Raw genomic sequence first — 22,444 nt, 5'->3', positions numbered from 1 at the left:
CGGCGTCAGACGCCGTATCCCATCATTTTAAGCAACCGCTGGGCGTGCTGAACGGCATCCTGGCGGTGCGCGACCCCGAGCTTCTGATACAGATTGCGAATGTGCGTTTTAATGGTCGTTGCCGCGACGTCAAGCTCGCCGGCGATCTGCTCGTTGCTGTAGCCGGAATAGATCAGGCCGAGCACCTGCCATTCGCGCTGGGTCAGCGGGCTGGTGCGGATAAGCTCCGGGACTTCCGGGTGGTTGAGCAGCCGTTCGACAAAGCCCTCATCGAAGTGGGCAAACTTGTGGCGATGGTGCTGGTTGATATCGCGCAGAATGCGCTGAGCGCGATGCTGCTCCAGCTCCGGCAGCGTATTAAGCTGAATAAGCTGGCGCAGCTGCTGGGCCATGGCCTCGCCTTCGATAACAAAGTGATTGATAAATCCGGTGCGGTTGGCGAGCGTGAGCGCTTCCAGCAGGACTTTTTGCGCCTCGCTCTTACGTCCCGCCTGCCAGTAGAGCTGGTTGAGCAGCAGCAGGTTGCGGTTAATATCGCTCATCAGGCGCAGCGAACGCGCGTTTTCATTGAGCTCTTCCAGCACCATTTCGGCGGAATCGAAATCACCGAGCAGGATTTGCGCCCTGGCGATGTTGCGCCACTGGCTCTGCAGGAAGTGGTTATTGGCAAACTCGGGCTTCGGCGTCTGGCGCAGCCAGTTGGCCGCCGCGGCTTTATCGCCGATCATCTGCCAGTAGATCACCCGCACCTTGTCGGCATTTGACACCCAGTCGCTGTGATAGTGGCCGTTGCCGAGCAGGTTTTCCAGCCGGTTCAGGTGGCTGCGGGCATTATCTAAATCCCCGCGCGCCAGCGAGCACTGCACCATTAGCGCCAGGCACTGCAGCTGCTGCTGCGGTTGATAGGTTGAAAGGACGTCCATCCCGCCGCGCGCAGAGGCCTCGGCTTCATCCAGCCGCGCCCAGGCCCACAGCAGCTGCGCGCGAATGCGCAGCAGGAATTCGTGCATCGGCAGCTGCTCGAGATGCTGGTCGCGGATGAGCTGGAAGGCCTTCTCCTGAATTTCCCACGCCGCCTGCAGGAAGCCCTGGGCAAAGAGAATCTCGCTCTGCTGGATCATGCTCCACAGGGCGTAGTGCCAGATATCGTGGCGACGCGCCATCTGCTCGGTCTGCTGCATCACCGCCAGCGATTTGCTCAGCTGGCCCTTGCAGTGCAGCACTTCGCCGTGCACCGAGGTGGCGACGATGCGGCTGTAGTAGCTTGCCAGCGGCAGCTCTTCTAAGGCTACCATCGCCAGGCGTTCGGCTTCTTCCTGATCGCCGGCGTTAATGGCGACCTGCGCGCGCAGGGCGTTAAAGTCGCCGTGCATGGCGATATCCATCTCCGCGTCCATCTCCTGCTCGGCGCGGGCCAGCAGGGTGTTCACTTCGCTGTAGCGGTGCTGGCTCTGCATCAGCCAGGCCTGCAGCAGGATCAGCCGCGGGTTTTCCAGCAGGTTTGACCACGGCAGCGCCGCCAGCGACTGCTCGAGCAGCCCCAGCTCGCTGTGGTTGAACATGCCCCAGGCGTGATTCAGTAAAATGTCGCGCAGCATTTTGGCATCGCCGGCCGCCAGCGCGTGGTGGATCGCTTCGCTGGGGAAGCCCTGCGCCATCCAGCCTTCCGCCGCACAGCGGTGAATTTCGGGCAGCTCGGTCGCCAGCTCCCACTGACAGCGCTGGCGCAGGAAGTTGCCGAACAGCGGATGGTAGCGGAACCACTCGCCGGAATCGTCCATGCGCTGCATGAACAGCCCCTGGCGTTCGATCTCTTCCAGCTGCATCTGGCCGTTCTCTTCGCCGGTAACGCGAACGATGAGCGCATCGTTCATCGAGCGCAGCAGCGAGCTTTTTAGCAGCACGTTACGGGTGCGCGCGTCGACGTTGTCCAGCACCTCATCGACGAGGTAGTCGGAAAGGTGGCTGGCGTTAATGCCGGCGAGGCGGCGGGCGGAGTGCTGGGCGGAGGAGTTATTCTGGCGCGCGGAGAGGGCGATGAGCTGGAGGGCCGTTGCCCAGCCGGCGACGTCGTCACACAGCCTGCTGCTATCTTCGGCCTCAATCGGTGAGGCCAGGCGACAGTCGAAAAATTGTTTTGCTTCCTGGTGGGTAAAGGCCAGCTGCTGGCTGCCAATCTCCAGCAGCTGATCGCGCACGCGCAGGTTGGCAATGCCCAGCTGCGGCAGGTTACGCGACAGGACGACCAGCGTCAGGTTTTCCGGCTGGTGGCGCAGGAAGAAGCGCATGGCGTCGTGGATCACCGGGTTATTGATCAGATGATAATCGTCGATGACCAGGAATAGCGGACGCTGCCACTCGGCAAGCTCGATGAACAGCTGGGCAAACAGCGAGGGCAGGCTGGCATACTGGCGCTTTTGCACCATCGTTTCGCTGGCCACGCAGTGGCCCCCGGTCGCCTGTTGAATAGAGGCGATCAGATAGCTGGCAAAACGCTCCTGCTGGTTATCGCCTTCATCCAGCGAGAACCACCCGAGCTCATTTTTTCCTGCCGCCCACTGAGAAATGAGCGTGGTCTTGCCGTACCCGGCGGGGCTGGTGACCAGCGCGAGACGATAATTGTTCGCGCCGGAAAGTTTCGCCAGCAATCGTTCGCGAACCACGGTGTGTTCAAGGCGGACTGGGCGACTTAATTTAGACGGAATCAACATAGTTCAACATTTCGCTGTGCAAGAGAGGGGTGCGATTTTTTTTGCGCTTCGTAATTAATACCTAATAAGGTCGGCGATAATGAAAGTTATTGCAAGTTATGTCCGAATTTTATGCTCTTGAATTTGCACCGTGTCACAAATTCTCAATAAGATCGTCAGCATCCTAAAACCGGTACCAGTGTGCATGCCGTCTGGGTTTGCCTCACTTCCGCCTACCAGGAAATCACTTTTATTCCCATTTTTTGTAGTTGTTTGTTTTTATTAAGTTAATGTCAGTTAATTCTGATAAGTAATCTCTTTGACGTATTTACATCATCAAACATGTTTATTTTGCTGCAGGCCTAATTGTTATTTACAGATAATTAGCAGGGCCTTTTTTATTCATCCGTGCGGTATTGGCCTGTAACAAATCTGTTAGCACGGTAATTGAACGGTATATTGTTTCGAAGCGGTGAATTTTGCAGCATCTTTTTAGCGGGAGGCTAACGTTATAGTGGCCGCGATCACACTTTTCGCTCATCCCTGCTACTCCTCCCTGCCTAATCCCTGCCGGGATGAGGACGTTACCCCGGGAGGTCGGCACACTAACGCTAACGTTTTAGTAAAGGACCCGGATTTCTTATGTCACAGACTTCTTTTAACAAAGATCGGTTTCAGGCTGCACTGACGCGTCAGTGGCAGCATTTTGGCCTACAGTCCGCTTCTGAGATGACCCAGCGTCAGTGGTGGCGTGCCGTGAGCGGCGCGTTAGCCGAGCTGCTGGCGGCTCAGCCGGCGGCCATGCCTGCCGAAGGCCAGCGCCACGTTAACTACATTTCGATGGAGTTTTTAATCGGGCGTCTGACCGGCAACAACCTGCTTAACCTTGGCTGGTATCAAGGGGTGAGCGACGAGCTGAAGGCGCACGACGTTCACCTGACTGACCTGCTGGAAGAGGAGATCGATCCGGGCCTGGGTAACGGCGGTCTGGGTCGCCTGGCGGCGTGCTTCCTGGATTCGATGGCCACCGTCGGCCAGTCGGCAACCGGCTATGGCCTGAACTATCAGTACGGCCTGTTCCGTCAGTCTTTCGACGACGGCCAGCAGGCGGAAGCGCCGGATGACTGGGGACGCAGCAGCTATCCGTGGTTCCGCCACAACGAGCAGCTCGACGTGCAGGTAGGGTTAGGCGGCAAGGTCTCGAAAAACGGGCTTTGGCAGCCGGCGTTCGTGATTACCGGTGAAGCCTGGGATCTGCCGGTGCTGGGCTATCGCAACAACGTCGCGCAGCCGCTGCGCCTGTGGCAGGCTAAGCACGCGCATCCGTTCAACCTGACCAAATTTAACGACGGCGATTTCCTGCGCGCCGAGCAGCAGGGCATCGACGCGGAAAAGCTGACCAAGGTGCTCTATCCGAACGACAACCACCAGGCCGGGAAAAAGCTGCGCCTGATGCAGCAGTACTTCCAGTGCGCCTGCTCGGTTGCCGATATTCTGCGTCGCCATCACCTGGCGGGCCGTAAGCTGGCCGAGCTGGCGGATTATGAAGTTATTCAGCTGAACGATACCCACCCGACGATTGCGATCCCTGAACTGCTGCGGGTGCTGATCGACGAGCACCAGCTGAGCTGGGACGACGCGTGGGCAATCACCAGTAAAACCTTCGCCTACACCAACCACACGCTGATGCCTGAAGCGCTGGAGTGCTGGGACGAGAAGCTGGTCAAAGCGCTGCTGCCGCGCCATATGCAGATTATCAAAGAGATTAACGCCCGCTTTAAGACGCTGGTGGAGAAAACCTGGCCCGGCGACGAGCAGGTATGGGCTAAGCTGGCGGTGGTGCATGACAAGCAGGTTCGCATGGCGAACATGTGCGTGGTCAGCGGTTTTGCGGTAAACGGCGTGGCCGCGCTGCACTCCGAGCTGGTGGTGAAGGATCTGTTCCCGGAATATCACCAGCTGTGGCCGAACAAGTTCCACAACGTGACCAACGGCATCACGCCGCGCCGCTGGATCAAACAGTGCAACCCGGCCCTGGCCGCGCTGCTCGATAAATCGCTGAAAAAAGAGTGGGCGAACGATCTCGACCAGCTGATTAACCTGGAAAAGTACGCGGATGATGCGGCGTTCCGCCAGAGCTATCGCGAGATTAAGCAGGCCAACAAGGTTCGCCTCGCCGAGTTTGTGAAGGCGCGTACCGGGATCGACATTAACCCGCAGGCGATTTTTGATATCCAGATTAAGCGCCTGCATGAGTACAAACGTCAGCACCTCAACCTGCTGAATATCCTGGCGCAGTATAAAGAGATTCGCGAAAACCCGCAGGCCGACCGCGTACCGCGCGTGTTCCTGTTCGGCGCGAAGGCGGCACCGGGCTACTACCTGGCGAAGAATATCATTTTCGCTATCAACAAGGTGGCGCAGGCCGTCAACAGCGATCCGCTGGTTGGCGATAAGCTGAAGGTGGTCTTCCTGCCGGACTACTGCGTGTCGGCCGCGGAAATGCTGATCCCGGCGGCGGACATCTCTGAACAGATCTCGACGGCGGGGAAAGAAGCCTCCGGTACCGGCAACATGAAGCTGGCGCTGAACGGCGCGCTGACCGTCGGCACGCTGGACGGCGCGAACGTTGAAATCGCCGAGCAGGTGGGCGAGGAGAACATCTTTATCTTCGGTAATACCGTGGAAGAAGTTAAGGCGCTGAAGGCCAAAGGCTACGATCCGCTGAAATGGCGTAAGAAAGACAAGCTTCTGGACGCGGTGCTGAAAGAACTGGAAAGCGGTAAGTACAGCGGCGGCGATAAGCACGCGTTTGACCAGATGCTGCATAGCCTGCTCAAAGGCGGCGACCCGTACCTGGTGCTGGCTGACTTCGCGACCTATGTGGCCGCGCAGAAGCAGGTGGATGAGCTCTACCGTGACCAGGAAGCCTGGACCCGGGCAACGATCCTGAATACCGCCCGCTGCGGCATGTTCAGCTCCGATCGCTCAATTCGCGATTATCAGCAACGTATCTGGCAGGCAAAACGCTAAGGACAGGCCTATGGAGACGAAACGCCTTGATAACGCCGCGCTAGCGGCGGGGATCAGCCCGAGCTACATCAACGCGCACGGCAAGCCGCAGTCGATTGCCGCGGTGACCAAGCAGCGTCTGCTTGATGCGATGCATCGTACGACCACCGTCGCGAAGGCGGCGGTTAATCCGCTGCCGAACGTACAGGTTTTCACCCACGGCAAAAAAATGTCGCTGCCGGTGGCCGGACACGGTGAGTTTCACTGGATCCTGACCACCGAAGAAGGGAAGCAGTATCAGGGGCAGGTAAAAGGTGGCGACACGCTGTCGCTGCCGACCAAACTGCCGGAAGGCTACCATACCCTGACGCTCACCCGGAACGGTGATCGCTGGCACTGTCGGGCGATTGTCGCCCCGGTGCGCTGCTACGAGCCGCAGGCCCTGAAAGAGGGGCAGAAGCTGTGGGGCGCCTGCGTGCAGCTGTATACGCTGCGTTCGGAAAAAAACTGGGGGATTGGCGACTTCGGCGACCTGCGCGCGATGCTGCCGGAAATCGCTCAGCGAGGCGGGGCGTTTATTGGCCTCAACCCGATTCATGCGCTCTATCCGGCCAACCCGGAAAGCGCCAGCCCGTACAGCCCCTCCTCGCGCCGCTGGCTGAACGTTATCTATATCGACGTTAACGCGGTCGAAGATTTCCGCCTGAGCAAAGAGGCGCAGGCGTGGTGGCAGCTGCCGGCGACCCAGCAGGCTTTACGGGCGGCGCGGCAGACGGATGATGTTGACTACACCGCCGTCACGGCGTTGAAAATGACCGCGCTGCGCATGGCCTGGAAAGGCTTCTCTGCCCGCAGCGATGAGGCGATGACGGAGTTCCGTCAGTTCGTTCAGCGCGAAGGGGAAAGCCTCTACTGGCAGGCGGCGTTCGATGCGCTGCACGCGCGGCAGGTCCAGCAGGATCCGCTGCGCTGGGGCTGGCCGGCCTGGCCAAAGGCGTACCAGGATATCTCCAGCCCGGAGGTGAAAGCGTTCTGTTCTGAACACGCTGATGAGGTGGATTTTTACCTCTGGCTGCAGTGGCTGGCCTGTTCGCAGTTTGCCACCTGCTGGCACACCAGCCAGCGCGATGCGATGCCGATTGGCCTCTATCGCGATCTGGCGGTTGGCGTAGCGGAAGGCGGGTCTGAGACCTGGTGCGATCGCGAGCTTTACTGCCTGAAAGCCTCGGTAGGAGCTCCGCCGGATATTCTGGGCCCGCTCGGGCAAAACTGGGGCCTGCCGCCGATGGATCCGCACATCATCGTCGCCCGCGCCTACGAGCCGTTTATCGAGCTGCTGCGCGCCAACATGCAAAACTGCGGCGCTCTGCGTATCGACCACGTGATGTCGGTGCTGCGCCTGTGGTGGATCCCGTACGGCGAAACCGCCGATCACGGGGCCTACGTTCAGTATCCGGTAGACGATCTGCTGTCTATTCTGGCGCTGGAGAGTAAGCGCCATAGCTGCATGGTGATCGGTGAAGATCTGGGTACCGTGCCGGTGGAAATTGTCAGCAAGCTGCGTAAGAGCGGCGTCTACTCCTACAAAGTGCTCTATTTTGAAAATGACAATGAGAAAACGTTCCGTGCGCCGCAGACGTATCCGGAACAATCAATGGCTGTGGCAACAACGCATGACCTGCCAACGCTGCGCGGCTACTGGGAAAGCGGAGACCTGACGCTCGGCAAATCTCTGGGACTCTATCCGGATGAAGTGGTGCTGCGCGGGCTATATCAGGACCGGGAGCTGGCGAAGCAGGGGCTGCTGGATGCGCTGCATAAGTACGGCTGTCTGCCTAAGCGCGCCGGGCATAACGCGTCGCTGATGACGATGACCTCAACCCTCAACCGCGGGATGCAGCGCTACATCGCCGACAGCAACAGCGCGCTGCTGGGCCTGCAGCCGGAGGACTGGCTGGAGATGGCTGCGCCGGTTAACATTCCGGGTACCAGCACCGAGTATCCGAACTGGCGGCGCAAGCTGTCGACTTCGCTCGAGCAGATGTTTGCCGATGCGCAGGTCAATAAGCTGCTCAAGGATTTAGACAAGCGCCGCAGGGCGGCAGCAAAGAAGAAACCGTAATGAGCTAGCGCTTCCCCGGCGGCGGGGAAGCGGCCAAAACGATAAATAAAAAGGCCGGGTAGCATCACGCATACCCGGCCTTTTTTATGCTTAATTGATCCTTACACGACCATTCCCAGCAGCAGACAGCCGATCAGGCCGCAGACCGAGATAATCGTTTCCAGCATCGACCACGATCTAATGGTCTCGCCGATGGTCAGGTTGAAGTACTCCTTGAACAGCCAGAATCCCGGGTCGTTGACGTGAGAGAAAATCACGCTGCCGGAGCCCACGGCGATAACCATCAGCTCCGGGCTGACGCCGGTGGTAGCGATCAGCGGAGCCGCAATACCGCCCGCGGTAATTGCCGCAACGGTCGCCGAACCCAGCGCAATACGCAGAACCGCCGCAATTGACCACGCCATAAACAGCGGAGACATGCTGGAACCATGCATCATCGAGGCGATGTACTTATCCATGCCGCTATCAACCAGAACCTGCTTAAAGGCGCCGCCGCCGCCGATAATCAGCAGCATCATGGCGATGATTTTAATGGACGAGGTCAGCGTTTCGTTGATCTGTTCCATCGAGCGGCCGCGGTTGAGGCCAAAGGTAAACAGGGCAATCAGAACGGCGATCAGCGTTGCCATCACCGGGTCACCAAAGAACTCGGCGTATCTGAGGAACGCATGGCCTTTCGGCAGCAGCATTTCGGCAACGGCACGCATCGCCATCAGCACCACCGGCACCAGAGAGGTCCAGACGCTGACGCCAAAGCCCGGCATCTCTTCTTCAGTGAAGGTCTTCGGGTTGTGCAGGCCTTCTGGAATCGGCTTATCGATGTTTTTCAGGAAGCGGGCGAAGACCGGGCCGGCAAGAATTACGGTCGGGATTGCCAGCAGCGTACCGTACAGCAGGGTTTTACCCATATCGGCGTGGAAGATAGTGGCGATCGCCGTCGGGCCCGGGTGCGGCGGCAGGAAGCCGTGGGTCACGGAGAGCGCGGCCGCCATCGGCACGCCAACGTACAGCAGCGGGATGCGGGCAGATGCGGCGATGGTGAATACCAGCGGCAGCATAAGGACGAAGCCCACTTCATAGAACAGCGCGAAGCCGACGGTGAAGCCGGTCAGAACGACCGCCCACTGGATATGCTTTTTGCCAAATTTAGCGATAAGCGTGGTGGCAATTCGCTGCGCGCCGCCGCAGTCTGCCAGCAGCTTGCCGAGCATTGCGCCGAAGCCCATGATCAGCGCGAGGCTGCCGAGGGTGCCCCCGACGCCGTTTTTGATGGATACGATGACTTTATCCAGAGGCATGCCCTGCATAAGTCCGACGGCGAGCGCCACCAGAATCAAAGCGATGAAGCCGTTCATTTTGAAGCGGATCATCAGCAGTAATAACAGGGCGACCCCGATAGCAACGATGACTAATGGCATAATTTACCTGGCCTTTCATTTGTTATGGGTAACGTAAAACTTCAATCTTGTTCCGTTTGCTCCGGGCGGGGATACAAACTGTATGGCGCCATAAAATCGACTATCACTTCTTATAAGAAAGGATAGCTGGCTATTTTTATAGCAGCGGAGCCTGAGGGAGATGATACGGGTAACATATGAAGGTTGAGAATCACCCTGGCGGTGAATATTTTAAATATGAGACTTAAGTCATACTCTTTCCCGGGTTTTTTGCATGTGCGACTAGCGATAAAGCGGGCGGAGTAACATCAGGAGGGGGCGGCCCGGCAGCAAAAGTACGGCCGGGCTGGGGAGTGCGGTATGGCGGACGGCTTAGTAGTAGGAGTGCTCGCCGCGCTGATGCTCGGTCAGATCGCGCACGCCTTTCAGGTCCGGGAATTCGTTCAGCAGCTGCTTCTCGATCCCTTCCTTCAGGGTCACATCGACCATCGAGCAGCCGTTACAGCCGCCGCCGAATTGCAGAATCGCCAGGTTGTCTTCGGTGATTTCCATCAGCGTAACGCGACCACCGTGGCCTGCCAGCTGCGGGTTGATCTGCGACTGCAGCATATATTCAACGCGTTCCATCAGCGGCGCGTCGTCGGACACTTTACGCATCTTGGCGTTTGGCGCTTTCAGCGTCAGCTGGGAGCCAAGCTGATCGGTCACGAAGTCGATTTCAGCATCTTCCAGATACGGCGCGCTGAGTTCGTCGACGTACGCGGTCAGCTGCTCAAACTTCAGCGTCGTGTCGGTGTCTTCCACCGCATCCGGTGGGCAGTAGGATACGCCGCACTCAGCGTTTGGGGTGCCGGGATTAATCACAAATACGCGAATTTGTGTCCCTTCTTCCTGATTTACCAGCAGTTTGGCAAAGTGCGCTTGTGCAGCATCGGAAATACGGATCATAGCGTTGGCCTAATAGTTGACTATTTCACTGGGTTATTATACGCCCATCAGCAGGGGTCTACAAGGTACGGCATATACACCATACCTGAACCGTCGCGGCACCGTTTCGCAAAAGCAGGCGGGATATCTCGGCGACGGTGCTTCCGGTTGTGACGACATCATCCACAATGGCGATATGGTGACCCCGAACCGATAATTCAAGCTGAAACGCATTTTTCAGGTTCCGCTTGCGCAGCCTCGCGGTGAGCTGATGCTGAGTTGCAGTAGGACGGCTGCGCCGCAGCGCGTCGCTGCGCCAGGCGGCGCGCGTCCAGCGGGCCAGAGGGCGGCACAGCAGATCGCTGTGGTTAAAACCTCGCCGCCATTGCCGCCGCTGCCACAACGGGACGCCGACAATCCTGTCCGCAGGGGGCAGGCCTTCGCTCTGGCGGATACGCAGCAGCAGCAGGCGAGCCAGCGCCGGGGCCAGCTCCGGGCGGCGGGTAAATTTCAACTGGTGGATCAGGCCGCTGAGCGGCGGAAGGTAGTCGCTGACGGCCACCAGCCGCTGCCACGGCGGAGGATCCTGGATGCAGCGACCGCAGGGGACGGTGCCGGTGCCGGCGGGCAGTCCGCAGCGCGGGCATCGGGGCTGACGGGTGGCAAGCGATGCGCTGCAGCGGGAGCAGAATCCCCAGCTGGCTATGGCCAGCGGCATTTGGCATAGCCAGCATAAGCCGTGTGCTGTTAGCATATTTCCCCCTGATATCTGGTGAAAAGAGAACAATAGCTGATGAACGACATCTGGTGGCAAACCGTGGGCGAAGGGAAGTGTCATCTTGTGCTGCTGCACGGATGGGGGCTGAATGCCGGGGTGTGGGATTGCATTACGCCGCAGCTGGCTTCGCACTTCACGCTGCACGTGGTTGACCTGCCGGGCTATGGTCGCAGCAGCGGCTTCGGCGCGCTGTCGCTGGAGGAGATGGCGCAGCAGGTGCTGGCAAAAGCCCCCGAGCAGGCCATCTGGCTGGGCTGGAGCCTGGGGGGCCTGGTGGCAAGCCAGATAGCCTTACGGCATCCTCAGCGCGTGCTGGCGCTGGTTACCGTCGCCTCTTCCCCGAGCTTCAGCGCGCACGACGACTGGCCGGGTATTAAGCCGGAAGTGCTGAGCGGTTTTCAGCAGCAGCTCAGCGATGATTTTCAGCGCACCGTCGAGCGTTTTCTGGCCCTGCAAACGATGGGAACCGAAAGCGCGCGCCAGGATGCCCGGGCGCTGAAAAGCACCGTCCTGTCGCTACCGATGCCGTCGATAGCGGTTCTGAACGGCGGGCTCGAAATCCTGAAAACTGCCGATTTGCGCCAGCCGCTGGCGGCGCTGCCGATGCCGTTCCTGCGGCTGTACGGTCGCCTGGACGGCCTGGTGCCGCGCAAAATCGTCCCCCTTCTTGATACAATGTGGGAAAAGAGTGAATCCATCGTCTTCGACAAGGCGGCCCATGCGCCGTTTATCTCGCATCCACACGACTTCTGCCAGCCGCTGCTGGCGTTAAAAAACCGGCTGAGGAATTATTTTTAGCAGAACGTGGTAAAAATCCGGGGCATAGCAATACTTAGATTGTTGCGGCAGATGATTATTTCATTTCATCTCGGCGGCCTAAAAAAACAACCTAATGGAGAGTAGAGGCTATGAAACTTATTACGGGTATTTTGACATCTCTGGTGATTGGCAGTCTGTCGTTTGGCGCGTTCGCAGCGAAAGAAATTCAGAAAGATGAGGTCGCGACGATGAATCTGACCAAAGTCGGCAGCATCACCACCTCTAAAACGACCTCGCCGATGGATGCGAAGCGCGATCTGTCGAAAAAGGCGGATGAGCTCGGCGGTAAATACTTCGTGGTGATTGCCGGTAACAAAAACGAAAAAACGGTTCACGCTAACGCAGACGTCTACAAATAATTCGCCTGGCGGGTCCGAGGACCCGCTTCTCCCCGCCGACGGCGGCCCGTGCTTACTCTGTACACACCGTCAACGCAGCGACCACCATTCCGTTAAGCAGGCCTTTCCTTCCGGGCAGCTTTTGCAGCTGCCGGAGAGGCATCCCTCTGGGTCCTGGGCTACCCGCTGAACCTTGCCCATGGCTTCGAGCCGGCCCAGCATCGCGTCAACCAGCGGCTGCGGCGCGTGCAGGCGGGCGCTGAGCTGCGCGGCCTCCATCCGCCCCTGCAGTGCCAGCATATCGCGTACTTCAATTAACGACGCCATCATCGCTCCTTAGTGGCAATCGCCGGCCGGGCTCTGGCAGCATGACGACGGCGTTTTACGCGTTGCCAGCAGCGAGATGTCGACCCGGCTGCGCGCGCGACGGAGCAGGCCAAAGAGCACGACGTTGAACAGCACGACGGCGAGGATGCACACCAGGCTGTAGCGCGGGTGCTGGCTAAAGCTCACGGTTTGATAGTAGAGCGTGGAGAGTGAGAAGGCGATATTCAGCCCCCACAGGATGGAGAACGACATCCAGCCGCGGCTTGATTCGCGAGCGACGGCGCCCATCACCGAGATACACGGAATATAGAGCAGGACGAAAATCAGATAGCTGTACGCCGCGGCGGTGCTGCCAAATTTGCTGCTCATCACGCCCATGGCGCCGGTTGCCATTTCGCCATCGCCCTTGCTGGCTTCAATCGGGTTCGCCAGCACGCTGAGGCTGAAGGTGTCTTTCAGGCTCTGCCAGGTTTCATCCGCCGCCGCCAGCAGCTCGTCGCCGAGGTGGAATTCCTGAGGATTAAAGGCTTCATTCTGAATGTTTTCGGCGGTGTAAAGCGTGTTTAACGTGCCGACGACCACCTCTTTGGCCATTGCGCCGGTAAACAGCCCGACGGTCGCCTGCCAGTTGTCTTCATGAATGCCAATCGGCTTAAACAGCGGGGTGATGACCCGGCTGACCGACGCCAGCGCCGAGTCGTTAATGTTATCCACCAGCCTGCCGTTGAGCGAGAAGCTGTTCAGCGCGCTGAGGAAGATGCTGACGATCACGATGACTTTACCCGCCCGCAGGACGAAGCCTTTCAGGCGCTGCCAGGTCTGGATGACCAGGCTTTTGATATGCGGTACGTGATATACCGGCAGCTCCATCACGAACGGCGAGGCTTCACCGCGCATAATGGTGTGCTTGAGCATCAGGCCGGTGAGGATTGCCATCACGATGCCGAGCAGGTACAGCGAGAAGACCGCCAGCGCGCCGTTTTGCCCGAAGAAGGCTGCGGCGAATACGGCAAAGATAGCCAGCCGCGCGCCGCAGGACATAAACGGCGCCATCATGATAGTCATCAGGCGCTCGCGGGGTGCATCCAGCGTACGCGCGCCCATCACCGACGGCACGTTGCAGCCGAAGCCGACAATCAGCGGCACGAAGGATTTCCCAGGCAGGCCCAGCGCCTGCATCAGGCGGTCCATTACGAACGCCGCGCGCGCCATATAGCCGGAGTCTTCGAGAAAGGAGAGGAACAGGTACATCATGCCGATTTGCGGCACCAGCGGCAGCACGGTGTTAATACCGCCGCCGATCCCCTGAGCGAGGAACACGGTCAGCCACTCCGGGAGATGCAGGGTATAGCCCAGCCACTGAATGCCGTGGATAAAGATAGCCACCGATCCGGCGTCGAATATCGGCTGCAGCGCGCCGCCGATGTTGATGGCCAGTAAAAACATCAGATACATGACGAACAGGAAAATGGGCAAGCCAAGCACCCGGTTGAGGATAATTTTATCCATCGCGGCGGTGAATCGGCTCGGCTCGGCGGTCAGCGTGTTGCTGACCGCATCGCAGATGGCGGCAATGCTCTGGTAGCGGGCATCGGCAATATGCAGCGCCGGATCGTCAATCTCTTTGCTCAGGTTCGCAAGGGCGGCATCGAGCCTATCGGCGGCGTTGCCGGCGTAGGCGCGGCTGTAGATATCGCCTTCCAGCATCTGCAGGCCGAGCCAGCAGCGCTGGCGCTGCGGAATGTCGCGGGACATGGCCTGCGCCAGTTTTTCCGCCTCGCGCAGCAGCGGCTGCGGATAGTGCACCAGCTCAATCGCGCTGTTTTCCTGATGACGATCGATAGCCATTTTCAAGGCTTCGATACCGCGGCCGCGGGTCGACACCAGCGGGATAACCGGGCAGCCAAGGCGCGCGGAGAGGGCGTCGACGTCGATGCGAATTTTCTGCTTCTCGGCGATATCCAGCATGTTCAGGGCAACGACGCAGGGGATCCCCAGCTCCAGCAGCTGGAGCGTCAGGTAGAGGTTGCGCTCAAGGTTTGACGCATCCACGACGTTAATCAGCAGGTCTGCGTCGCCGCTGAGAATATAGTGGCAGGCAATCTGCTCATCCAGCGAGGTTTGCGAGGAGATGGTGGTCAGCGAATAGGTACCGGGCAGATCAACCAGCGTGACCTGATTATCCGTGGTGGTAAAGGCTCCCTCTTTACGCTCAACGGTTACGCCGGCCCAGTTCCCCACGCGCTGGCGGGCGCCGGTGAGCTGATTAAATAACGTGGTCTTGCCGGAGTTAGGATTACCAATTAAACCAATGGTTAATTTTTTCATATTTCAGACTCTTGTTGCCGGGCCGGGCGTTATTGTGCAACCGCTTCCAGTTCTATTAGGTCGAGATCTTTTTTACGTAATACCAGGCTCACGCGTCGGGTTTCGATATGCACAGGATCGCCAAGCGGCGCCACGCGTACCACGTTAAAAGAGGAGCCAGGCAACATGCCAAGGGATAACAGTTTCTGCCGATAAGCCGGGCTTATATCGCGAGAGAAACCGGTAATTTTCCAAGCGCTATCAGGAGTGAATTGCATAGGGCCTACTTGTATATCGCTAACTGAACGAGAGTTTACCGTGCGCGCTGGGCGGCACCGGGGAGCATAGCCAACGAAGAAGAATAGATACTGCAAATAATGATAATGAGAATAGTTTTTATCATCAATACATAACGGGCGAAATAATAGACTTTGCGCGGAAATTCGCTGTTTTATTGATATGACTCAAGGTCTGTGCGATAGGAGTAAATAAATAAAATATTACATTCTGACATTACTGTTTAATTGAGGTTTCATTGGTTAATGAAATGAATATTTAATAAATAGACTTGCGCTCGCCTTTATTAACAGATTATTGGAATTTATCGTGAAGCGTTTACGCAATATTGCTGCTTTGTCGGCGGGAGATTGCCCCCCGAAGCGGGGGGCGAAGAGGGGCTAGCGTTTTTTACCCATTGCTGCTGCCAGCGCGTCCATCATCGCGCTATTGCCGTTCGACTGGGCTTCACGGCCGCGCGGCTTCGCCGCTTTTGCCGGCGGACGATTACCCTGCGGGCGCTCGCCGCCGCCGCGGCGCGAGTTGCTCTCGCCTGGCTGCTCATCCAGGCGCATCGTCAGAGCAATACGCTTACGCTGCAGGTCAACTTCCATCACCTTAACCTGGACGATATCACCCGCTTTGACCACGGTATGCGGGTCTTCAACGAACTTGTTCGATAGCGATGATATGTGCACCAGGCCATCCTGGTGCACGCCGATATCGACAAACGCGCCAAAGTTGGTGACGTTGGTGACCGCCCCTTCCAGCACCATGCCCGGCAGCAGATCGTTCATGGTTTCTACGCCATCAGCGAACTTCGCGGTTTTGAATTCCGGACGCGGATCGCGGCCCGGTTTTTCCAGCTCTTTGATGATGTCGGTCACCGTCGGCACGCCGAATTTCTCATCGGTGAACTCGCTGGCCCTGAGGTTGCGTAGCTCGCTGCTGTTACCCATCAGCTCTTGTAGCGCCTGCTGAGTGGCGGCCAGAATCCGCTCAACGATCGGATAGGCTTCCGGGTGAACGGTGGAGGCATCCAGCGGGTTATCGCCGTGGTTGATGCGCAGGAAACCCGCGCACTGCTCAAAGGCTTTTGGACCGAGGCGGCTCACCTTCAGCAACTGCTGGCGGTTCTGGAACTGACCGTTTTCATCGCGCCAGGCGACGATGTTCTGCGCCATCATGCGGGTCAGCCCGGCGACGCGGGTGAGCAGCGGCACGGAGGCGGTATTCAGGTCAACGCCGACGGCGTTTACGCAGTCCTCAACTACCGCATCCAGCTTGCGCGCCAGCTGGGACTGGCTAACATCGTGCTGGTACTGGCCGACGCCGATAGACTTTGGATCGATCTTCACCAGCTCGGCCAGCGGATCCTGCAGGCGGCGGGCGATAGAGACGGCGCCGCGCAGGGAAACGTCAAGGTCCGGGAACTCCAGCGCCGCCAGCTCGGAGGCCGAATAAACCGACGCCCCCGCTTCGCTGACGATCACCTTCTGCGCGGTGACCTTCGGGAACTGCTGCTGCACGTCGAGGAAGAAGCGTTCGGTTTCGCGCGATGCGGTGCCGTTACCGATAGCGACCAGCTCAACGTTGTGCTTTTGACAGAGCCCGGCGACCGCCACCGCGGCTTTAGCCGCCTGGCCGGTATGCGGATAGATGGTGTCGGTGGCGACCAGCTTGCCGGTCCCGTCAACGACCGCCACCTTCACGCCGGTACGCAGGCCAGGATCGAGGCCCATCGTCGCGCGCAGTCCCGCAGGCGCCGCCATCAGCAGGTCGTGCAGGTTGCGGGCAAAGACGTTAATGGCTTCATCTTCCGCGCGTTCGCGTACGGTGCCCATCAGCTCGGTTTCGAGATGCATCAGGACCTTGATGCGCCAGGTCCAGCTCACCACCCCTTTCCGCCAGCTATCGGCCGGCGCGCCGTTCAGGCGCAGGCCGAGATGGCTGATAATAATCTGCTCGCAGTGGCTCTCTTTCGGCGGCTCGTCGAACTGCGGATCGGCGTTCAGGGCCAGCTGCAGGATGCCTTCGTTGCGGCCGCGGAACATCGCCAGCGCGCGGTGAGAAGGCACGGTTGAAATCGGTTCGTGATGATCGAAGTAGTCGCGGAACTTCGCGCCTTCCTCTTCTTTCCCGCTGACCACGGTCGCGACCAGATGCGCGTTCTTCCACAGATAGTCGCGCACCTTTGCCAGCAGCCCGGCATCTTCAGCGAAGCGCTCCATCAGGATATAGCGTGCGCCGTCGAGGGCGGCCTTGGTATCCGCCACGCCGCCGTCGGCATTGATAAATTTGCCGGCTTCGGCTTCCGGATCGTGGGACGGCTCGTTCCACAGCAGATCCGCCAGCGGCTCCAGCCCGGCTTCGATCGCGATTTGCCCGCGGGTGCGGCGCTTTGGCTTATACGGCAGGTAGAGATCTTCGAGCTCGGTTTTGCTCAGGGTGGTGGTGATGGCTTTTTCCAGCGCATCGGTCAGTTTACCCTGCTCGCCGATCGATTTGAGGATCGACTGGCGGCGGTCTTCCAGTTCGCGCAGGTAGCCGAGGCGGGTTTCCAGATTACGCAGCTGCGTGTCATCCAGACCGCCGGTGACTTCTTTACGATAACGTGCAATAAACGGCACGGTGTTCCCTTCATCAAGCAGGCGAACGGCAGCTTCTACCTGTTCAGTCCTGGCCTGAAGTTCACCCGCAATAATGCGGCAGAGCGAATCATTCATCATGGCTTGGCTTCATCTACTGGATCAAAAAATCAGGGGATAGTTATACGGACTGGCACCGCAAAACGCCAGTCGCGGCGGAGGTCTCTCGGAATCTTCCGGGCAGAGATCCGCGAGCAAAGCGGCAAATAGAATCGCCTGATGGCACAAGGACCTATTTGACGTATTCAATGTCGTTAACGTACCAGCTGGCTTCGCCGGCGGGCGTCTGGACGGTAGCCAGGTCGCCGACCTCTTTTTTCAGCAGGGCGCGGGCCATGGGCGAGTCGATCGAGATATAGTCTTTGCGGCCGAAGATTTCATCGTAGCCGACGATGCGAAAGCGCTTGCTGTCGCCGCTGTCGTTTTCAATCTCGACCCACGCGCCGAAGAACACCTTGCCCTCCTGCTGCGGGGAGTAATCAACGATCTTCAGATGCTCAAGACATTTGCTCAAATAGCGTACCCGGCGGTCAATTTCGCGCAGGCGTTTTTTATTATACTGATAGTCGGCGTTTTCACTGCGGTCGCCGAGACTTGCCGCCCAGGTGACTTTTTTGGTGACTTCAGGACGCTCTTCGCGCCACAGGTAGTCCATCTCTTTTTTAAGTTTTTCATACCCTTCACGGGTGATCAGCGGCGTTTTCATTAATCGTTCTACCTTCTGACTGTCTGGTATTGCGCAGGGTTCTGTGCGGCTGCGCACAATTCGTAGCGCGTAATAATACCGACAGGATAAATAATGTGTCTTATGATTAAATGTATACTTAAGCTGCTGTTAAATATGCTTTGTAACAATTTAGCCTGGAATATATACCAGATTTAGCTGGTGGCCGGCACGGGCTTTTTTGAGAATACGCACTGACAATTGCAGTGAACCTTTGGGAGTATAAACAATGCAAGAGAATTATAAGATTCTGGTTGTCGATGACGACATGCGCCTGCGCGCGCTGCTCGAGCGTTATCTGACCGAGCAGGGCTTCCAGGTTCGAAGCGTAGCCAACGCTGAACAGATGGATCGCCTGTTGACCCGCGAGTCCTTCCACCTGATGGTGCTGGATTTAATGCTGCCTGGCGAAGATGGTCTGTCCATCTGCCGTCGCCTGCGTAGCCAGAGCAACCCGATGCCGATCATTATGGTGACGGCGAAAGGGGAAGAAGTTGACCGCATCGTGGGCCTCGAGATCGGCGCCGACGACTACATTCCCAAACCCTTCAACCCGCGCGAGCTGCTGGCGCGTATCCGCGCCGTGCTGCGCCGTCAGGCGAATGAGCTGCCGGGCGCTCCCTCGCAGGAAGAGGCGGTTATCGCTTTTGGTAAATTCAAGCTTAACCTCGGCACCCGCGAGATGTTCCGTGAAGATGAGCCTATGCCGCTGACCAGCGGTGAGTTTGCGGTGCTGAAGGCGCTGGTGAGCCACCCGCGCGAGCCGCTCTCCCGCGATAAGCTGATGAACCTTGCCCGCGGCCGCGAATACTCGGCGATGGAGCGCTCCATCGATGTGCAAATCTCCCGCCTGCGCCGCATGGTGGAAGAGGACCCGGCACATCCGCGCTATATCCAGACCGTGTGGGGCCTTGGCTACGTCTTCGTACCGGACGGCTCTAAGGCATGAAACGCGTGCGCTTTTCGCCGCGAAGTTCGTTTGCTCGCACCCTGTTGCTGATTGTCACCCTGCTGTTCGTCAGCCTGGTGACGACCTATCTGGTGGTGCTGAATTTCGCGATCCTGCCGAGTCTGCAGCAGTTTAATAAGGTTCTGGCCTACGAAGTCCGTATGCTGATGACCGATAAGCTGCAGCTCGAGGATGGCACCCAGCTGGTGGTGCCTCCGGCCTTTCGTCGCGAGATTTATCGGGAGCTGGGCATTTCGCTTTACTCCAACGAAGCGGCGGAAGATGCGGGTCTGCGCTGGGCGCAGCACTATGAGTTTTTAAGCCAGCAGATGGCGCACCAGCTCGGCGGGCCAACCGAAGTGCGGGTTGAGGTCAACAAAAGCTCGCCGGTGGTGTGGCTGAAAACCTGGCTCTCTCCGAATATCTGGGTGCGCGTCCCGCTGACGGAAATCCATCAGGGCGATTTCTCGCCGCTGTTTCGCTATACCCTGGCGATTATGCTGCTGGCGATTGGCGGCGCCTGGCTCTTTATCCGTATTCAGAACCGGCCGCTGGTTGATCTTGAACATGCGGCGCTGCAGGTTGGGCGGGGCATTATTCCGCCGCCGCTGCGGGAGTACGGGGCGTCCGAGGTTCGCTCGGTGACCCGCGCCTTCAACCATATGGCCGCGGGCGTGAAGCAGCTGGCTGACGACCGCACGCTGCTGATGGCCGGAGTTAGCCACGATCTGCGCACGCCGCTGACCCGCATTCGTCTGGCGACGGAGATGATGGCGGCAGAAGACGGTTACCTCGCCGAGTCGATCAATAAAGATATCGAAGAGTGTAACGCCATCATCGAGCAGTTTATTGACTATCTGCGTACCGGTCAGGAGATGCCGATGGAGCTGGCGGACCTGAACTCGGTGCTGGGTGAGGTTATCGCGGCGGAAAGCGGCTATGAGCGCGAAATTGCCACCGACCTGCAGGCCGGGGAGATCCCGCTGCGCATCCATCCTCTGTCCATCAAGCGCGCGCTGGCCAATATGGTGGTGAACGCCGCGCGCTACGGCAACGGCTGGATTAAGGTCAGCAGCGGAAGTGAAGCAAGCAGCGCGTGGTTCCAGGTCGAGGACGATGGCCCTGGCATCAAGCCGGAGCAGCGCGAGCACCTGTTCCAGCCGTTTGTGCGCGGCGATAGCGCCCGCAGCACCAGCGGTACCGGCCTGGGGCTGGCCATCGTGCAGCGTATTATCGATAACCATAACGGTCGGCTGGAGATAGGTTCCAGCGAGCGGGGTGGGCTGTTGATTCGCGCATGGCTGCCGATCCCCGTCCACCGCGCCCTCGCGCCGGCGAGACAGAACAAAGAGAGCTGATAGCGCGCTACGTCAGGCTGTCAGCCCGCGAAGCCGGGCAACGAGGCATAAAGATGAGGCATAAAAAAAGCCGGGCAAAGCCCGGCTTTTTCTTAACCCGCGTTCACGCTTAGCGCTTCGGCCCTGCGGCAACCAGCGCCGCGCCCGCCGGCGTATCGGTATATTTCTCGAAGTTTTCCACAAACAGCTTCGCCAGCTGCTCGGCCTTTTCCTGCCACTGCTCCGGCGAACCGTAGGTGTTGCGCGGATCGAGGATATGGGTATCCACGCCCGGCAGCTCGGTCGGGATCTGCAGGTCGAACATCGGCAGCGTAAAGGTTTCCGCGTCATCCAGCGAGCCGTTAAGGATCGCATCGATGATCGCGCGGGTATCTTTAATCGAAATACGCTTGCCGGTGCCGTTCCAGCCGGTGTTCACCAGGTAAGCCTGCGCGCCGGATGCCTGCATACGCTTGACCAGAACCTCCGCGTACTGCGTCGGGTGCAGCGACAGGAAGGCGGCACCGAAGCAGGCGGAGAAGGTCGGCGTCGGTTCCGTCACGCCGCGCTCGGTTCCCGCGAGCTTGGCGGTAAAGCCGGAGAGGAAGTGGTACTGCGTCTGATCGGCGGTCAGGCGCGATACCGGCGGCAGTACGCCAAAGGCATCGGCCGTCAGGAAGATAACCTTGGTGGCGTGGCCCGCTTTCGATACCGGCTTAACAATATTTTCGATGTGATTGATCGGGTAGGAGACGCGGGTGTTCTCGGTCTTTGAGCCGTCATCAAAATCAATGGTGCCGTCCGGGCGAACGACGACGTTTTCCAGCAGCGCGTCGCGGCGAATGGCGTGGTAGATATCAGGCTCAGCGGCTTCGGAAAGCTTAATGGTCTTCGCGTAGCAGCCGCCTTCGAAGTTAAACACCCCGTCGTCGTCCCAGCCGTGTTCGTCATCGCCGATCAGGCGGCGCTTTGGATCGGTGGAAAGGGTGGTTTTACCGGTGCCGGAGAGGCCGAAGAAGACGGCGACATCGCCTTTTTCACCGACGTTGGCCGAGCAGTGCATTGACGCGATGCCCTGCAGCGGCAGCAGGTAGTTCATGATCGAGAACATCCCTTTTTTCATTTCGCCGCCGTACCAGGTCCCGCCGATCAGCTGGATACGCTCGGTCAGGTTGAAGGCGACAAAGTTCTCTGAGTTCAGCCCCTGCTCCTGCCACTGCGGGTTGGTGCATTTCGCGCCGTTCATCACGATGAAATCCGGCTCAAATACCGCCAGCTCTTCATCCGTCGGGCGGATAAACATATTTTTGACGAAGTGCGCCTGCCAGGCCACCTCGGTAATAAAGCGTACGCTCAGGCGGGTGTCGGCATTGGCGCCGCAGAAGGCGTCAACGATAAACAGACGCTTGCCGGAGAGTTGATGGGTAACCAGTCCCTTCAGGTGCTGCCAGGTCTCCTGTGAGAGCGGCTTGTTGTCATTCTTGCCCTTACCCTTATCAGACCACCAGACGGTGTCACGGGTCGTATCGTCACGAACGATATATTTATCTTTCGGCGAACGGCCGGTGAAAATACCGGTATCGACAGCGATAGCACCAAGATTGGTTAATACGCCACGCTCATACCCTTCCAGATTGGGGTCGAGCTCCTCCTGATACAATGTGTCGTAGTCGGGATTGTGGACGATATCCTGGACGTCGTTGATACCATAAGCCTTGAGATCCTGCGGGGTTAAACCATTATTAACGCGCATGTCACTGCTCCTTAGCCAATATATACTGCTTTAAATTGTA

The 22,444-nt window shown here is 58.6% G+C and carries 16 protein-coding genes; 6 read left to right on the top strand and 10 right to left on the bottom strand.

Annotated elements, in window-relative coordinates:
• Nucleotides 1–5: 5 nt before the first annotated feature.
• Complete coding sequence (gene malT / locus EDF75_RS15430) at nt 6–2,711, bottom strand: HTH-type transcriptional regulator MalT (RefSeq protein ID WP_045854020.1); 2,706 nt, start codon at nt 2,709–2,711, stop codon at nt 6–8.
• A gap of 621 nt (nt 2,712–3,332) precedes the next feature.
• Here malT and malP point away from each other — a divergent pair.
• Both malP and malQ read left to right on the top strand, forming a co-directional pair.
• Nucleotides 3,333–5,723, top strand: a complete 2,391-nt coding sequence (gene malP, locus EDF75_RS15425; protein ID WP_133600053.1) for a maltodextrin phosphorylase — start codon at nt 3,333–3,335, stop codon at nt 5,721–5,723.
• Between the two features lie 10 nt (nt 5,724–5,733).
• Nucleotides 5,734–7,824, top strand: a complete 2,091-nt coding sequence (malQ, locus tag EDF75_RS15420) for a 4-alpha-glucanotransferase (RefSeq protein ID WP_133600052.1) — start codon at nt 5,734–5,736, stop codon at nt 7,822–7,824.
• Nucleotides 7,825–7,925: 101 nt separating this feature from the next.
• On the opposite strand, the gene gntT is transcribed toward malQ, so the two are convergent.
• The 3 genes from gntT to gntX form a co-directional block, all read right to left on the bottom strand.
• Entirely contained in the window at nt 7,926–9,242 is a 1,317-nt protein-coding gene (gene gntT / locus EDF75_RS15415) for a gluconate transporter (protein WP_133600051.1), read from the bottom strand.
• Between the two features lie 351 nt (nt 9,243–9,593).
• A complete protein-coding gene (nfuA, locus tag EDF75_RS15410) occupies nt 9,594–10,169 on the bottom strand; it encodes a Fe-S biogenesis protein NfuA (protein WP_045854024.1) in 576 nt (191 codons plus the stop codon).
• 58 nt (nt 10,170–10,227) lie between these two features.
• Nucleotides 10,228–10,902 (bottom strand): DNA utilization protein GntX, encoded by a 675-nt coding sequence (gene gntX / locus EDF75_RS15405; RefSeq protein ID WP_133600050.1) that lies wholly within the window; start codon nt 10,900–10,902, stop codon nt 10,228–10,230.
• Between the two features lie 39 nt (nt 10,903–10,941).
• On the opposite strand from gntX, the gene bioH reads away from it, so the two are divergent.
• Nucleotides 10,942–11,724 (top strand): pimeloyl-ACP methyl ester esterase BioH, encoded by a 783-nt coding sequence (gene bioH, locus EDF75_RS15400; RefSeq protein ID WP_133600049.1) that lies wholly within the window; start codon nt 10,942–10,944, stop codon nt 11,722–11,724.
• Nucleotides 11,725–11,834: 110 nt separating this feature from the next.
• Entirely contained in the window at nt 11,835–12,104 is a 270-nt protein-coding gene (locus tag EDF75_RS15395) for a YdgH/BhsA/McbA-like domain containing protein (protein ID WP_041143019.1), read from the top strand.
• Between the two features lie 69 nt (nt 12,105–12,173).
• On the opposite strand, the gene feoC is transcribed toward EDF75_RS15395, so the two are convergent.
• From feoC to greB, 5 genes are all read right to left on the bottom strand, one after another.
• A complete protein-coding gene (gene feoC / locus EDF75_RS15390; RefSeq protein WP_133600048.1) occupies nt 12,174–12,410 on the bottom strand; it encodes a [Fe-S]-dependent transcriptional repressor FeoC in 237 nt (78 codons plus the stop codon).
• Between the two features lie 9 nt (nt 12,411–12,419).
• A complete protein-coding gene (gene feoB / locus EDF75_RS15385; RefSeq protein ID WP_133600047.1) occupies nt 12,420–14,738 on the bottom strand; it encodes a Fe(2+) transporter permease subunit FeoB in 2,319 nt (772 codons plus the stop codon).
• 29 nt (nt 14,739–14,767) lie between these two features.
• Complete coding sequence (gene feoA / locus EDF75_RS15380) at nt 14,768–14,995, bottom strand: ferrous iron transporter A (protein ID WP_004868486.1); 228 nt, start codon at nt 14,993–14,995, stop codon at nt 14,768–14,770.
• Nucleotides 14,996–15,394: 399 nt separating this feature from the next.
• Nucleotides 15,395–17,722 (bottom strand): Tex family protein, encoded by a 2,328-nt coding sequence (locus EDF75_RS15375; protein WP_133600046.1) that lies wholly within the window; start codon nt 17,720–17,722, stop codon nt 15,395–15,397.
• Nucleotides 17,723–17,873: 151 nt separating this feature from the next.
• Entirely contained in the window at nt 17,874–18,347 is a 474-nt protein-coding gene (gene greB / locus EDF75_RS15370) for a transcription elongation factor GreB (protein ID WP_133600045.1), read from the bottom strand.
• Between the two features lie 247 nt (nt 18,348–18,594).
• Between greB and ompR the strand changes: the two genes are divergently transcribed.
• On the top strand, nt 18,595–19,314 hold the full coding sequence (ompR, locus tag EDF75_RS15365) for an osmolarity response regulator transcription factor OmpR (protein WP_001157751.1): 720 nt from the start codon (nt 18,595–18,597) through the stop codon (nt 19,312–19,314).
• Nucleotides 19,311–20,672, top strand: a complete 1,362-nt coding sequence (gene envZ, locus EDF75_RS15360) for a two-component system sensor histidine kinase EnvZ (RefSeq protein ID WP_041143014.1) — start codon at nt 19,311–19,313, stop codon at nt 20,670–20,672. Before ompR ends, envZ begins: the two co-directional genes overlap by 4 nt.
• A 109-nt stretch (nt 20,673–20,781) precedes the next feature.
• On the opposite strand, the gene pckA is transcribed toward envZ, so the two are convergent.
• Nucleotides 20,782–22,404, bottom strand: coding sequence for a phosphoenolpyruvate carboxykinase (ATP) (gene pckA / locus EDF75_RS15355; protein WP_133600044.1), 1,623 nt, complete (start codon nt 22,402–22,404; stop codon nt 20,782–20,784).
• Nucleotides 22,405–22,444: the final 40 nt, after the last annotated feature.

Source organism: Klebsiella sp. BIGb0149, assembly GCF_004362605.1.
GTDB classification, from domain to species: Bacteria; Pseudomonadota; Gammaproteobacteria; order Enterobacterales; family Enterobacteriaceae; genus Klebsiella; species Klebsiella terrigena.
This window is presented reverse-complemented; position numbering and strand designations above follow the sequence as displayed.